This is a genomic window from Photorhabdus bodei, from assembly GCF_003287735.1.
GTDB lineage: Bacteria > Pseudomonadota > Gammaproteobacteria > Enterobacterales > Enterobacteriaceae > Photorhabdus > Photorhabdus kayaii.
The window spans coordinates 1-14,457 of record NZ_NSCM01000011.1; the positions used below are offsets into that span (position 1 = coordinate 1).

The 14,457-nt window shown below is 39.8% G+C and carries 11 protein-coding genes, 1 tRNA gene and 2 CRISPR repeat arrays; of the genes, 4 read left to right on the forward strand and 8 right to left on the reverse strand.

Annotation, left to right across the window (positions count from 1 at the left end; translation table 11 throughout):
- Positions 1-98 precede the first annotated feature (98 nt).
- Positions 99-1,026: direct repeats of the CRISPR family, unit length 28 nt; unit sequence TTTCTAAGCTGCCTGTGCGGCAGTGCAC.
- 679 nt (positions 1,027-1,705) lie between these two features.
- The 4 genes from CKY02_RS09610 to CKY02_RS09625 all read right to left on the reverse strand — a co-directional run bounded on the left by CKY02_RS09610 (position 1,706) and on the right by CKY02_RS09625 (position 4,773).
- Positions 1,706-2,137 carry a hypothetical protein gene (locus CKY02_RS09610; protein ID WP_112895125.1) on the reverse strand — a complete coding sequence of 144 codons (432 nt, stop codon included), beginning with the start codon at positions 2,135-2,137 and terminating at the stop codon, positions 1,706-1,708.
- Positions 2,138-3,059: 922 nt separating this feature from the next.
- Positions 3,060-3,956 carry a phage tail protein gene (locus CKY02_RS09615; protein ID WP_112895126.1) on the reverse strand — a complete coding sequence of 299 codons (897 nt, stop codon included), beginning with the start codon at positions 3,954-3,956 and terminating at the stop codon, positions 3,060-3,062.
- Positions 3,957-4,273: 317 nt separating this feature from the next.
- A complete protein-coding gene (locus tag CKY02_RS25660) occupies positions 4,274-4,414 on the reverse strand; it encodes a tail fiber assembly protein (protein ID WP_238399136.1) in 141 nt (46 codons plus the stop codon).
- Positions 4,415-4,685: 271 nt separating this feature from the next.
- A tRNA-Ser gene (locus CKY02_RS09625) sits at positions 4,686-4,773 on the reverse strand.
- Positions 4,774-4,957: 184 nt separating this feature from the next.
- On the opposite strand from CKY02_RS09625, the gene tusE reads away from it, so the two are divergent.
- Positions 4,958-5,287, forward strand: a complete 330-nt coding sequence (gene tusE / locus CKY02_RS09630) for a sulfurtransferase TusE (RefSeq protein ID WP_036783230.1) — start codon at positions 4,958-4,960, stop codon at positions 5,285-5,287.
- Positions 5,288-5,300: 13 nt separating this feature from the next.
- Here tusE and yccX read toward each other — a convergent pair whose 3' ends face one another.
- On the reverse strand, positions 5,301-5,579 hold the full coding sequence (yccX, locus tag CKY02_RS09635) for an acylphosphatase (protein ID WP_112895127.1): 279 nt from the start codon (positions 5,577-5,579) through the stop codon (positions 5,301-5,303).
- A gap of 222 nt (positions 5,580-5,801) precedes the next feature.
- Here yccX and hspQ point away from each other — a divergent pair, with 222 nt between their 5' ends.
- Entirely contained in the window at positions 5,802-6,122 is a 321-nt protein-coding gene (hspQ, locus tag CKY02_RS09640; RefSeq protein WP_011146062.1) for a heat shock protein HspQ, read from the forward strand.
- Between the two features lie 37 nt (positions 6,123-6,159).
- A CRISPR array of direct repeats spans positions 6,160-7,808; the repeat unit is 28 nt; unit sequence TTTCTAAGCTGCCTGTACGGCAGTGCAC.
- 415 nt (positions 7,809-8,223) lie between these two features.
- Here hspQ and CKY02_RS09645 read toward each other — a convergent pair.
- Positions 8,224-8,637 (reverse strand): CoA-binding protein, encoded by a 414-nt coding sequence (locus tag CKY02_RS09645; RefSeq protein ID WP_112895128.1) that lies wholly within the window; start codon positions 8,635-8,637, stop codon positions 8,224-8,226.
- A 123-nt stretch (positions 8,638-8,760) separates the two neighbouring features.
- On the opposite strand from CKY02_RS09645, the gene mgsA reads away from it, so the two are divergent.
- On the forward strand, positions 8,761-9,219 hold the full coding sequence (gene mgsA / locus CKY02_RS09650; protein ID WP_112895129.1) for a methylglyoxal synthase: 459 nt from the start codon (positions 8,761-8,763) through the stop codon (positions 9,217-9,219).
- Between the two features lie 250 nt (positions 9,220-9,469).
- On the opposite strand, the gene helD is transcribed toward mgsA, so the two are convergent.
- Positions 9,470-11,524: a DNA helicase IV gene (helD, locus tag CKY02_RS09655; protein WP_112895130.1), complete on the reverse strand. Its 2,055-nt coding sequence runs from the start codon at positions 11,522-11,524 to the stop codon at positions 9,470-9,472.
- A gap of 118 nt (positions 11,525-11,642) precedes the next feature.
- Here helD and yccS point away from each other — a divergent pair, with 118 nt between their 5' ends.
- The gene (gene yccS / locus CKY02_RS09660; protein WP_112895131.1) at positions 11,643-13,778 is read left to right on the forward strand and encodes a YccS family putative transporter; all 2,136 of its coding nucleotides are present in this window, start codon (positions 11,643-11,645) and stop codon (positions 13,776-13,778) included.
- Positions 13,779-13,843: 65 nt separating this feature from the next.
- Here yccS and CKY02_RS09665 read toward each other — a convergent pair whose 3' ends face one another.
- A complete protein-coding gene (locus tag CKY02_RS09665) occupies positions 13,844-14,446 on the reverse strand; it encodes a TfoX/Sxy family DNA transformation protein (RefSeq protein ID WP_112877856.1) in 603 nt (200 codons plus the stop codon).
- Positions 14,447-14,457 lie beyond the last annotated feature (11 nt).

The window sequence follows — 14,457 nt, forward strand, 5'->3', positions numbered from 1 at the left end:
TTCACAGCATAGTGCCTTCCCAAAACAGGAATAATTATGCTCTAAGCTATCTGTATGGCAGCATACTCGATAGTTTAGAGAATAAAGAAAACTTTCTATTTTTAAACTGCCTGTGCGGCAGTGCACGCGGTAAATCTCCCCATGGGTCAATTTTACTGTTTCTAAGCTGCCTGTACGGCAGTGCACTTGAACTCATGATCACACAAACACTAAGTAATTTTCTAAGCTGCCTGTGCGGCAGTGCACGGCAGGTGTAAAACAGAGGATAAAAATTCATGTTTCTAAGCTGCCTGTGTGGCAGTGCACGCTCTGATGGCGGTAATGCGGTTGCCTGAGAATTTCTAAGCTGCCTGTGCGGCAGTGCACCCTTTGGCTTGCAACTGATCCTGGGGATGTCATTTCTAAGCTGCCTGTGCGGCAGTGCACTACTCATAACGTAAAGCAACACAACTGACAGCTTTCTAAGCTGCCTGTGCGGCAGTGCACAAGATAATCTGGAATTTCAGAAATAAAAGAACTTTCTAAGCTGCCTGTGCGGCAGTGCACCTTTTCCATCCTCAGTAAATACATGAAATACTTTTCTAAGCTGCCTGTGCGGCAGTGCACGTAATACCATGATTAATGTTGTCAGTTTTTCTTTTCTAAGCTGCCTGTGCGGCAGTGCACCGGGTGGCAAAGGAAGCTGCCAACAAGCAACTTTTCTAAGCTGCCTGTGCGGCAGTGCACCTTTCCGAATTGTTCCAACAGCCCCGCCAGCCTTTCTAAGCTGCCTGTGCGGCAGTGCACCGAAGATTACGGTAACCCTTTGATTTTCCCGTTTTCTAAGCTGCCTGTGCGGCAGTGCACGACTTTCTAATTCAGTTAAAAACAGATGTTTGTTTCTAAGCTGCCTGTGCGGCAGTGCACTTTACTTTTGTCAATGGGGGTAAATGCTGCATTTTCTAAGCTGCCTGTGCGGCAGTGCACCTTCAGCGCCTGAGCTATTTTGTGGTGCTGAATTTCTAAGCTGCCTGTGCGGCAGTGCACCGTTACATATTAACTTTAACATGCTGATTTTTAAATAGCATAGCTATTAAAAAGTGAAAAACCCTTTTTATAAGGCATAATTAATTTATCTATAAAATCAATCAATTACAACTCCCTTCAAAAAAAGGGTAAAAATAAGGTAGCAGCAAAAATACCATCACATACTTAAGTCGCCTGTCCTAAGCCTAAGATCTATGCAGTAAGTGAGAATTGTTGCCTGTAAAATGTTCAATGATGATGGAGCCATTCACTGATCTCTGTCATCAACAAAAATTATCACCTTTTATCTCACAGCCCTTTTCAATAATGACATCATTCAACACACCAACAGTTGCATTAATTTCACCATGCATTTAAATATTGAAAAGTTCAGTGTTATCCAATTTACCAAGTTTCCAATTCAATCAAATTCCTCTACTCATGAATTATTTTATTTTCATTCACCTGTTTTATTAACTAATAAGCCTATAATGACTCACTTCCAGAATATACCTCTATTATATCAATCATTGATATAAACCATTTCAGCAGCCATTCCCATCATTAAATAAAAATATTAGGTTATTTTCTCATGTATCTCACATTCCACTCTATCTGAACAATGGTGGATTATCTCTATAATTAAGAAAATGCCCTGAAAATATCAGAGCATTTTTTAAATTAAACGCATTGCTTGCTATTATCGCCGTAGTATGGTGTAAGAAAATATCATGTTACGAAGATAATCGTTGTCAATTTTATTATCAATGATTTCATCGGTCTCAAGAATCAATCGATGAGTTGGCTCTTTTGAGCAAAGAATCATAAGTCGCATTTTGTCTTTTATAAGCCAGCTATCATTGCTTGCCGGACTAAACCAGTAAGACTTAATCAAGATATTACCCTGACTATCACAAGGCATTTCATTAAATTTCACTGTCCAGTTAGCATCAACTTCCATTTCTTTATCGATAGGCCCGTTCTCACCTTTAATATCAACAGAACCATAAAATAGGAAATCACCATCAACAAGGTGAACTTTACCGTCACTCCATCTCGAATATCCTAACCCAATATTTTTAGGAATATTTACCAACGTTTGATATTGAACACCTTTAACTGAATACATCATGTTTCAATCCCCTTTGGTATAATTACTGTATGAAAATAGAATTCAACCACTCCGGATTTAACTAACAAATGCAATATTATTACTCTATGAATAAATAATTTCATATTCCTTTAAATAATTCATTAGTTTTTCCATTCCATATTTTATAGTCAATTATTTAACCTGATTATAAATAAATTTATCCATCAACAAAAAACTTTACTAAATCCTGATATTTTAAAAAGACAACTTTAAATCACTCATATTATTGCAAAAAAAATCATTTAAATAAATTAATTTTTCATATGAAATCAAATTAATCCTTTGCATTAAAAAACCTATAAACCATTATTTTTAATTCTAAAAAATCACATGCATTCCAATTAAAAATTAATTATAAAAATATTATTTGATATTTATCGCATATAAAAATGAATAGAATAAACAGTTATCAAACACCAATTTATCATTATTATTCATTATGAGGTAACTCAGCATTAACCACTTTTGTATACAACGTACATATTTCAATATTAAATTAAATTTTACAGATAAAATCGCTTGTAATCTATAGTACCAAATGACTGAAATAATAAGGAAAAAATAGAATAAAGCTTATATAAACCCTGACCAAGTTTTTGAAATTTAAAATAATAGTGAATTTAACACCCCTACCTTATCATTTCACTCCAATATAATTATAAAAATAAAACGGGCTAACAAAAACTTGAGTGAAATTATTATAAAAACCCATTCAGAGATTATAACCCACATTAATAAATAACAATTAAATTAATTCCAAAAATAAAACCATACACATCTCCACACATAAAAAAATATTATCATGAAATTACAACTATCTGAAAGAAAAAGGAGAAATTATTGAACAATGGGAAAGTAAGCTGCTATCACTGTGGTCAATAAGGGCCAAATGGCCCTATCATTATGCAGCCCTTACAATGTAGTTAAATGCGATATTACGAGGGCGATTCTCTGGGGCTACAGGAACAACCCTTGATGCCAGGAATCCAAAGCCATATGGAGTATCCGTGTCAGAAATATTTACTGATTTGAAACTGCCATCTGTGGCTATTCCAAGAACTTGACTAGCATAAATAGCCCCTCTTGTTGCCAAATGATAGTTTGGTGTTACCATGCCGGCGAATGAACCCTCAATATTTCTAATGGCATCCCCCTGAGAAGTTAAAATTCTACGGCCACTATCAACACCTCGTTTATCATCCCAACCTCGAATAAATTCCCCTCTTAAATCGGGCAATTTACCGTCAGGATAAGCTTCTGCTAACTTTGGGTACTGTAATTTATCGAAAGCTGAACCGTTACAAGTGAAATAGCCAACAGGTGGATTGGGCAATGGCCAGGGAATAGGAGAACCAACAGGAACTTCATTGACTGTTTTAATTCGATTATCTGTATATTCACGCAATGAATTTACTATTTCCTGAGCAAGCTTTTGTGTAACTACCAATGTGTCACTATCGCCAATCACATTTGTGAGCTGGGCAGCACCTTTTTGTGTTAATGAAGCACAAGGAATGTTTGTTGCAATTTTTTGTTCTAACGCTCGATTTAATTGTGCAGTAAGTTTGGCTATGCCCCCATTATCCAAAACATCAGCGCCAGATTGTTCCGCAATAAAATTAGCTACAACAGATGATATTATTGAAGATTGGCGTAATACCTTATTTAACACATGAGTAGAAACATTCTCTGGTGGAAACCCCGTCTGTAAACTCTGACTTTCTTCATATTTTTCTTGATTCACTATATTAGCATCATCACTAATAGAAAAAGCTTTAAAATCATTTCTTTGGTTCATATACCTTCCTTAAATTAAATAACATTATTTCACAATCAGTATACTTAAATCATTGTAAAAACAATCCCCTTGCAACTCATGCCAATCAAAGTCTAGTTTAGAAAAATAATAATGTGTTGTTCTTATTCCTTATAAGGTTAACTAATTTTGTATAATTGGTTACAATAAGCAATTCAATATCAAGCAGTTACTATTATCTCTCTTCTTTCATTTCTTACTATAATTTTTCTATTTCAGGTTATAGACTGAATCTCTTTTAATATCCTAATTCAAACATCAACAAAACCATTGTATGAACGACCTGTTTATTCAGGCTATTAGCTGTTCCAGCCACGGAACATCAGACAATTGCAGAACGTCAACACGAATAAAAGTAATAGCCGGTATTTTTTCCATTCGAATAGAGAAGCTTTCCCTGTTTCTGTGGCGATTTCTAAATCAACAGAGTGTTGTAGCAATGAGAGTGTTTCATTTGCTTGTTGTGTAACAATTCTGCTTGCTGTTGTTTTGCATCGTTGATTTGATGAGATTTCAAGAGGTCTTTATCTTGAGGTTTTATTGTTTCAACTTATCGAGCTGTTAGTTCCATATTTCTAGCATCCTTGCCCATCACAGCTATGGGGTACATTGAATAGATGCCAATAAACAATAATGGAGATTTTGGTCAGGGATCTTTCTTTGATTTTATTGGAAAAAGTAGAATTTATAAGACGTGATGAGAAGTAGAAGTGGCGGAGGAGGAGAGATTCGAACTCTCGGATGGTTTCCCATCGGCGGTTTTCAAGACCGCTGCCTTAAGCCGCTCGGCCACCCCTCCGCAATGGCGTGCACTATAAACAGCACCGAGAAAGATGTAAAGTATCCTTCTGTTCGATTGCCGTAAATTTACCCTTTTTCATGGTTGTTGGCTTATTTTATCCGCACATATGCATACCATCCTTGGGTATGGAAGTGATTTTTGCTAAATTACGGCTACTTTTCTTTAATGGTTATTAATGATTATGCTGGTATTCGAAGGTCAAGAAATCGAAACCGATGCGCAAGGTTATCTGAAAAACAGTAGTGACTGGCAGGAAGCAATAGCTTTACTCCTCGCCGAACAGGAAGAAATCACTTTGACTGAACAGCATTGGGAAGTCATTCGTTTTATCCGGGAATTTTATAAGGAGTTTAATACATCCCCGGCTATCCGTATGTTAGTAAAAGCGATCGCACAAAAGTATGGCGAAGAAAAAGGCAACAGCCGCTACCTTTATCGTCTGTTTCCCAAAGGGCCAGCAAAGCAGGCAACTAAGATTGCCGGTCTGCCAAAACCGGTAAAATGTATCTAATCAATAAACTAGCTCAGTGGCGGACTCTAAAATCCACAATATCCTCCACTGCGCAGGATTGAGATGAAAAGTTATCTATTCGTGCTCCCGGTGGACCACCCTGCTCCAACCAATGGGTTAATTTATTTAATTGTTCACTATCGCCATAAGCTACGATTTTGACACTACCGTCATGCAAATTACAGACATAACCTGTCAACCTATTAAGTTTCGCCCAACGAAAAGTTTGATAACGAAACCCAACTCCCTGAACCCGACCATAAACATAAATTGTTACCCCATATTTAATCATAATTACCCCCTAATCAACCACTCACCTTGCGGTATCGCTCACATATATAGTTAAGCACGCGACTCTTGGTTGTGTTTTATATTTACTACAGCTAACCTGAAATAGATGAAGTCACATTTGCAATTTAAAACAAAAAATGACTTCAACCACCGGGTACGGCTCTTGTAATTCACCTTACTGCCCTTATATCAATGTCAATACAAGACTTCTTTGGAGGTGACTATGATTATCGCCAGCAAATTCGGTATCGGCCAACAAGTACGTCACAAACTTCTGGGTTATTTGGGAGTCATCGTGGATATTGATGTGGAATACTCGCTGGAACAACCCCAAGAGGATGACATTGCATCCAATGCTACCCTGCGTTCCGCTCCCTGGTATCACGTTGTGATGGAAGACGACAATGGTCAACCTGTACATACTTATCTGGCCGAAGCACAATTAGCCTATGAAACATCCGATGAACATCCAGAGCAACCTTCTCTCGATGAGCTAGCAGAATCCATCCGCCATCAACTACTGGCCCCAAGACTGCGCAATTAATCCTCTATTTATACCAAACAACCTAGGCAGTTATCGTGTTTTAAGCTGCCTGTACGGCAGTGCACAAAGAATCAGTGTCTAAATTAAATGAATCCACTTTCTAAGCTGCCTGTACGGCAGTGCACTCAGTCCCTCACTGGACCAAATTTATAGCAACTTTCTAAGCTGCCTGTACGGCAGTGCACCATGACTGAGGGAAACCGTTGGTTGAGTCTCTTTTCTAAGCTGCCTGTACGGCAGTGCACTTACAGTCATACCCTTCGTAGTAGGCGTAGTATTTCTAAGCTGCCTGTACGGCAGTGCACGTGAGTTAATAAATAAAAGGTGATTGTTATGATTTCTAAGCTGCCTGTACGGCAGTGCACTCGCAGATTTGCGCCGGGCCATGCGTCTGGACATTTCTAAGCTGCCTGTACGGCAGTGCACAATGCCAGAGCGCCCCATGATTCTGTTTAAGCTTTCTAAGCTGCCTGTACGGCAGTGCACAGCATCAGTCGTCTTTGTTTTGCGCATGTCACTTTCTAAGCTGCCTGTACGGCAATGCACATTCAGAAAACAAAAAATACTCCAGCTAAATCTTTCTAAGCTGCCTGTACGGCAGTGCACTTTATTTGAAATATAAACTTTTGAGCCATTTGTTTCTAAGCTGCCTGTACGGCAGTGCACACTGGCAAGTGTCGTTTAATGAACCTGCGGATTTTCTAAGCTGCCTGTACGGCAGTGCACGGGGTTGCGATGTTCTCGGTCACCTTTGTGCCTTTCTAAGCTGCCTGTACGGCAGTGCACCTGCGGCATCAAAAATTTCCCAAAGCTCATACTTTCTAAGCTGCCTGTACGGCAGTGCAAAGAACGCAATATTGCATCTAGGAATTTATTGTTTTCTAAGCTGCCTGTACGGCAGTGCACTCATGCGAAGTTGCAAGGTATTTAATTTTCCGTTTCTAAGCTGCCTGTACGGCAGTGCACTCATAAAGTTAGATACGAATACTAAAACATCATTTCTAAGCTGCCTGTACGGCAGTGCACCACTTGACGGAGTACTCTATCCCGAAGTGACCTTTCTAAGCTGCCTGTACGGCAGTGCACCTGAATTTGGCTTCTCTTCTGCATTGCCTCCTTTTCTAAGCTGCCTGTACGGCAGTGCACTCGCCGGCATTCCTGTACCGATTGATCTGAATTTTCTAAGCTGCCTGTACGGCAGTGCACTCAGATATTACTAGTCGATTAGTTGCTGCGGCTTTCTAAGCTGCCTGTACGGCAGTGCACCCAATTTAAATGAATCGGTTACAACTACTGTGTTTCTAAGCTGCCTGTACGGCAGTGCACGTTAGCGTCCTCTTGCCTTCTGGCACGTAAGATTTCTAAGCTGCCTGTACGGCAGTGCACGATTCCAATCCACACTGTATGCGTGTTAACTGTTTCTAAGCTGCCTGTACGGCAGTGCACTTTTAAATGCATTTATGTCAGCCATGCACTCGTTTCTAAGCTGCCTGTACGGCAGTGCACATTGAAGTTCGAATCGGCTGAACACCTCACCGTTTCTAAGCTGCCTGTACGGCAGTGCACGTTCGTAAGTATCGAAAACGATCTAACGCAGTTTTCTAAGCTGCCTGTACGGCAGTGCACTTATTGGAAAGAGCGGACGGTGAAGATATTGATTTCTAAGCTGCCTGTACGGCAGTGCACTGTTACATATTAACCTTAAGTTGCTGACTGTTAAAGAATATAGTGATAAAAAATGAAAAAACCCTTTTTTCAGGAGATATTTTATTTTTCTTTTAAATCAATAGGTTGTTTTTTGATGATAAAAAAGGGTCAAAACTGGGGCACAACAAAAGCACCATATCTTATAGCAATAAAAGTGTAGATTCTGGCAAAATTTAACAGACATAAGAGCAACTAAACTTGCCTTAAGATATTGTAAAAATAGATTTTATAAGATGTCTAGAAAAGTAAACTCAATATCCAATTCAAACATTATTTTGAACACTTTGAACCCGGACACCGCTTCTCATCCAACGCCTTAAGTTTGTATTAGATATTGGTGTCAGGATCCCTTCATCTATTGATTAGAAACCAAATAACTACAAGCTGACAAATATTATTTTTCGAGTCCCAATCTTGGAATTTCAATTTTTGGGCAGCGATCCATAACAACATCCAGACCTGCTTCCTCTGCCAATATTTTTGCTTGCTCATTAATAACACCAAGTTGCAACCAGAGCACTTTTGCTTTGATATCTATAGCTTCTTGCGCAATGTCATATGCAGCGTCAGCATTACGGAATACATCAACCATATCAACAGCCTGTGGAATATCTGCCAGTTGTGCATACACTCGTTGCCCAAGCAGTGTTTGTCCGGCAAGCTTCGGGCTGACAGGAATCACCTGATAGCCTTGTTCCAGTAAATAAGCCATAACTTTATAACTTGGACGAGCAGTCTTTTCACTCGCACCTACCAACGCGATAGTTTTTACTCGTTTCAATATGTCCGCAATTTGCTGATCACTCATTTTTTACTCCTTAAAATCCGATATTTTCACTTTGTTTATTTATTGCAATGTATATGATAAACGTTGTTATCAATTGAGCTCACTACGATCGAAAACACAATAACGATTATCAAAGGTATCTTCATGGAATTAACAACCCGCACGCTGTTACCCTATAAAAATATAGCGCTTATTGCACATGACCACTGTAAAACTTCGCTGCTAGCCTGGTCCAAAAAACATAAAAGTTTACTCAAGAAACATCATTTATACGCTACCGGCACAACCGGTAATCTGATTCAGAACGAAACCGGATTATCTGTTACCAATATGCTTAGTGGTCCAATGGGTGGAGATCAACAAATTGGTTCTCTAATCTCAGAAGGGAAAATTGATGTGTTGATATTTTTCTGGGATCCACTTAATTCCGTGCCTCATGATCCTGATGTAAAAGCACTTCTACGCCTTGCTACAGTATGGAATATCCCTGTTGCAACTAATCTAGCGTCTGCGGATTTTATTGTTAGTTCTCCTCTATTTTCTGACTCAGTAGATATTCAAATGCCTGATTATCAACATTATCTGAATGAACGTCTGAAATAAGTCTTTATACCCGTCATCTTTCAAGTTGCCTCTTTGTTGGCTGCACTCACTCACCCCGGTCACATCGTTACCTATGCTCCCGGGGATTCGCTCCCTTGCCGTCGCGATCCATCTTGAAATCCATTGGGTATATAATATATATACCTGTAACTATGTGCTCTCTCCAAGTCAGATCCTTAGAAAAAACAGAGTGGGATTTCCAGGAAAGGTATCCCATGATGGCACTGAATATTTCAGCCAACGCAAAATCTCAAGGTTTACGTTGAACAGGCACACTTAACTGCTCTAACTGACGTACAAACACCGATGGATTCTTCTTGTCTTGCATCAGCCATACCTGCTTCTTCGCCCGTGTTAATGCAACATACAAAAGGCGACGCTCCTCCGCATCCGAAAAATCTTCTGGCTGTGGCAATAAAACCCACTCCATCACAGATTCTCTTACTGGTGCAGGAAAACCATCTTGCCCCTGATGCAAACCAAGAATAATCACATAATCCGCTTGTTGTCCTTTGGATGCATGGATAGCCATAAACTCTATTTTCAATTTAGGCCAGCGAGTTGCTGCTTTTTTCAATAATTCAGGTTTCAAATAGTGATAACGCGCCAGCAATAAAATCGTTTCCCGCTCAGTGATATAGCCACTCATTTTATTCAACAAAGGTTCAAGCTGGTCTTCTGGCAGGATAACAATTGATTTTTTATTACCTTTAGTCAAACCATTTAGTGACTTCCTTAACTGATTCGGATTTTGTTGCACAAACGCGTTAGCAATCTCACCAATCCTATCATTAAACCGATAAGAGATATCCAGTACACATTCAGCACCTTTGCCAAAATAATTAGCAAATGCGGTAGTCAACATCGGCTCCGCGCCACTGAAACGATAAATTGCCTGCCAGTCATCCCCTACGGCAAACAGACAGTTTCGGCTATTTTTGGTTCGCATTGCAGTGAGCAATTTGGCCCCTAATGGTGAGATATCCTGAAACTCATCGACCAGAATATGCTTCCACGGGCTGATAAATCGCCCTTTATCCAGAATATTCACTGCCTGATGGATTAACCCTGAGTAATCAACAGCACCTTCTGTTTTCAATTCAGATTTCCACGCTTTTAATAAAGGCCCCATCAGGCGAATACATTTTTGAAACCGATCCAGGTACTCTTCCTGAACTTGCTCTATCATTGCTTTCTGACTACCACCATGTATACGCATCAACCCCAACCAACGCTCAAGCCGATCTGACAAACGGTTAACAAGCTGTTTATCGTGCCAAAATTCACCTTCCGGCACTTCCCATTTCAACTCCTCTGTCAGCCATTCCCGCCAACCTTTGGCCTGTGCTTTCTTCTCGCTGCATTGTTGTTGCCAGTGCTTAATCAGAAAATCTTTTCTTTTTTGTCCATCTGTTTCCAACACGCTGATTTTTAGCGCTTTATTATTCCCTTGCTGAATGATATGCAACGCCAAAGTGTGAAACGTTTTTACTTTAATATCATTCACACCAAGACGAGTCTGAATCCTTTCATTCATCTCATTTACGGCTTGATGATTAAAGGCTAACAATAATATTTGTTCGGGAATCGCCTGTTGGAGAAGTAATAACCAACCCGCTCTCGCTACTAACACCGATGTTTTTCCACTACCCGCGCCAGCAAGAACCAGAACTGAATTTTCACCATTAATAACAGCCAGACTCTGAGAACGGTTTAAAGGAGATGTTTCTACCCGCTGAAAAAAGTCACGGTGTTGCTCCAATATACGTTCTGTCCATTGCAGATTGATTTTTTCAACGCACTTTTCGCCATTCTCAAGCCAACGCAAACAAATTTGATACCCATCACGGCAATGATCAAATTGTTCCAGACGTTGTAATGGCAACGGTAAAGCTTGAAATGTTGCTTTAATTTGTTGTTGTAATTGGAACAAATCAGCTTTTTTCAACCAGCGATTCTGTTGTCCAATTCTGTTGATTTCACTAACCTGAGCTGTCAGTACATTAGCACTAATATCACTCATTTCCTGGCTCCATTTCTGCCATTCACCAAGCAGATAATGGTAAAAACGCTGAGTTTGCTGCCATTCAGTACCATGAAGGCGAACCGCTTGTCCATCGGATAGTTCAAACTCTAACTCACCCCAGATGATACCCCGTTTACACTGAATATTAGTTAACTGGTTAAATGGGATCAGGTATTGATGCTTTTCACCACTGACTTCAATACCTGCATTCAGCAAGCGCACCCGATTATAAGGATGCTGAGCAAGGCGTTGGCCAATTTGTGTTGCTTTAAGTTCCATTATCGAGCGCCGTACCTAAAAAATAGTTGAATTATGTCTTATAAGAGTTTTTTATCACCAATAAACCTTTTATCATAATAGTTATTTATGGCCGTTATTATTACCTCAGAGGTATCTTGTGCTAACTGTTTTCTCCGGTCTGCGCCGTTTTCTTTATAACAGTCATTTTCTCTACTATAACCGTATCCTAATCGCCTTGGCTGGAACAACACTAGTGCCTTGGCTTCTGAATAAAGAGCCTAAAATAACTATCTCATTGACCTTGGGCGTTGTTGCCGCAGCACTCGCTGATCTTGATGATCGTCTAACTGGACGTTTACGTAATCTAGTGATCACGCTGATTTCTTTCTTTATCGCTTCAGCCTCTATTGAATTACTGTTCCCTTATCCTTGGCTTTTTACCATTGGACTGGCGTTATCCACTTGCAGTTTTATCTTACTGGGAGCCCTCGGACAACGTTATGCCACTATTGCATTTGGTGCGTTGCTGATCGCAATTTATACTATGCTTGGCTCGTCTATTTTCCCACTATGGTATCAACAACCCCTATTACTGCTGACAGGTGCAATCTGGTATAACCTGCTAACTCTAACGGGCCATTTACTGTTCCCTATTCGCCCATTACAAGACAATCTAGCACGTTGTTACCAACAACTCGCAGTTTACCTTGATGCTAAAGCTAATCTGTTTGATCCCGATATAATAGAAGAAGGATATCAGCAATCCGTCATTAATGTGGCAATGGCAAACAGTGTCTTAGTTAACACGCTAAATCAAGCCAAAACCTCCCTATTGACCCGTCTGAAAGGCGATAGCCGCCAACGCGGAACTCACCACACTCTGCATTATTACTTTGTTGCACAAGATATTCACGAACGGGCAAGTTCATCTCATGTGCAATATCAGAGCCTACTACATATTTTCCGTTACAGCGATATTCTGTTCCGTTTTCAACGTCTTCTCTCTGTGCAAGCCCGTGTATGTGAACAGATTGCTCAATCGATACTTTGGCACAAACCATACCAGCACAATCCACGTATCGAACGTGCATTTAACTATTTGGAAAGTTCCCTACAACAACTCAGTAAACAACAGAAACATAACCTCAAGATTACCGCCTTATATAATTTGCTGAAAAACCTGCGCGCGATTGATGCACAATTAGCAAGCATGAGTTCTGGACGATATAATCTTTCCAAAGACAGAGAAGATGAGACTCAACTATCTGACGAAACTTTGACTGGCTGGCGTGATATTTGTCTAAGACTCGACCGCCATCTAACCCCACAATCAGCCCTGTTCCGCCATGCAATCCGTATGTCTGTTCTGCTATGTAGTGGCTACACCATGATCCAGTTGTTGGATTTACAACATGGGTATTGGATTTTACTAACCAGTCTATTCGTTTGCCAACCCAACTACAGCGCTACTCACCGCCGTTTGACACTGAGAATAATAGGAACCGTTGCCGGGGTATTGATTGGCTTACCAATCCTTTACTTTGTGCCGTCTATTGAGGGGCAACTGGTGTTAATTGTCATTTCTGGTGTATTGTTCTTCGTCTTCCGTAACACCCAATATGCACATGCAACCCTGTTTATCACATTACTGGTATTATTATGCTTCAATTTGTTAGATGAAGGCTTTGAAGTCGCATTACCAAGAATTATTGACACATTAATCGGTTGTGGTAGCGCCTGGTTAGCCGTAAATTTCATTTGGCCAGACTGGAAATTCCGCCAGTTATCACAAGTGATAAACCGGACGATGAATACCAACTGTCGCTACCTTGATGCCATTTTAGTTCAATATTATCAGGGAAAAGATAATGGATTGACCTATCGAATTGCCCGCCGTGATGCCCATAATAGTGATGCAGAACTGGTATCCGTTATTTCAAACATGTCTGCCGAGCCGAAAAGTGACCAGACTTCTCAAGAAAAAGCATTCCGGCTATTGTGCCTAAATCACACTATGCTAAGTTACATCTCTGCGCTGGGAGCACATCGAGATAAATTGGATAATACAGCTATTTTGGATATTCTTAATGATGCTGTTTGTTATGTCGATACAGCATTAAAATCGATATTAATAGACGATGATAGAATTAAGCAAATACCTGTCAACATAGTGAAAAGAATTGAGCAAGCGCCGGCAGAAAGAAATAGTAAAGAACAGCTGGTATTGCAACAAATCAGTTTATTAATAGAATTGCTACCTAAAATCGCCAATATCATTAAAACAATTAATTAATTATAACCAGATTGACATACTGGGGCAGTTGACTGCCCCTTTCTTTAGCTGTTCACGATAAAGATCTAACAAGCCAATTCCTTGTGCCAGCGTAATAAATCATTACGAATCTGTACCGGTAAAACGGCTGAATGACATCCTTCAATCGCACCAGCCAAAGCAAGTAATAAACTAACATTAGAATTTCTTTTATATTGATGCAATTTTAAATAACTGGCTTTCGCACCTAACAACCGCAAATCTTCAACTTTACATATTCCGACTTTCCATAACTGACGTTCCAAAGACATTCCAAGATTAGGCAAATCCTTCAAACGCTCTGGCATCTTCTTTTTACCCGCCATTTCAATAAATGAGTAATGATAAGCCAAATACGCATATTGAGATAACAACTCTTGATCTTGCCAAAGTGACTCAACAACTTGATAATAACGCAAAGTTACAGGCACTCCTTTTTTCGAGTAAATATAGTTTTTCATTCCTCTGGCTTTAAATAATACTTCAGCATGGCCATTTCCTCTTAAATATAATTCTCCATCAGCAATAATAGCGAACATAATCCCATCAGCTAACAGGCTGTAACCACCAAACTGTGGCTTCCTTGTCAATGCCCCAAACGAAGAAAAACCATTTTTGAGTTGAGTAAAACGTACCTCAGACAAAAACATACAGATCACTC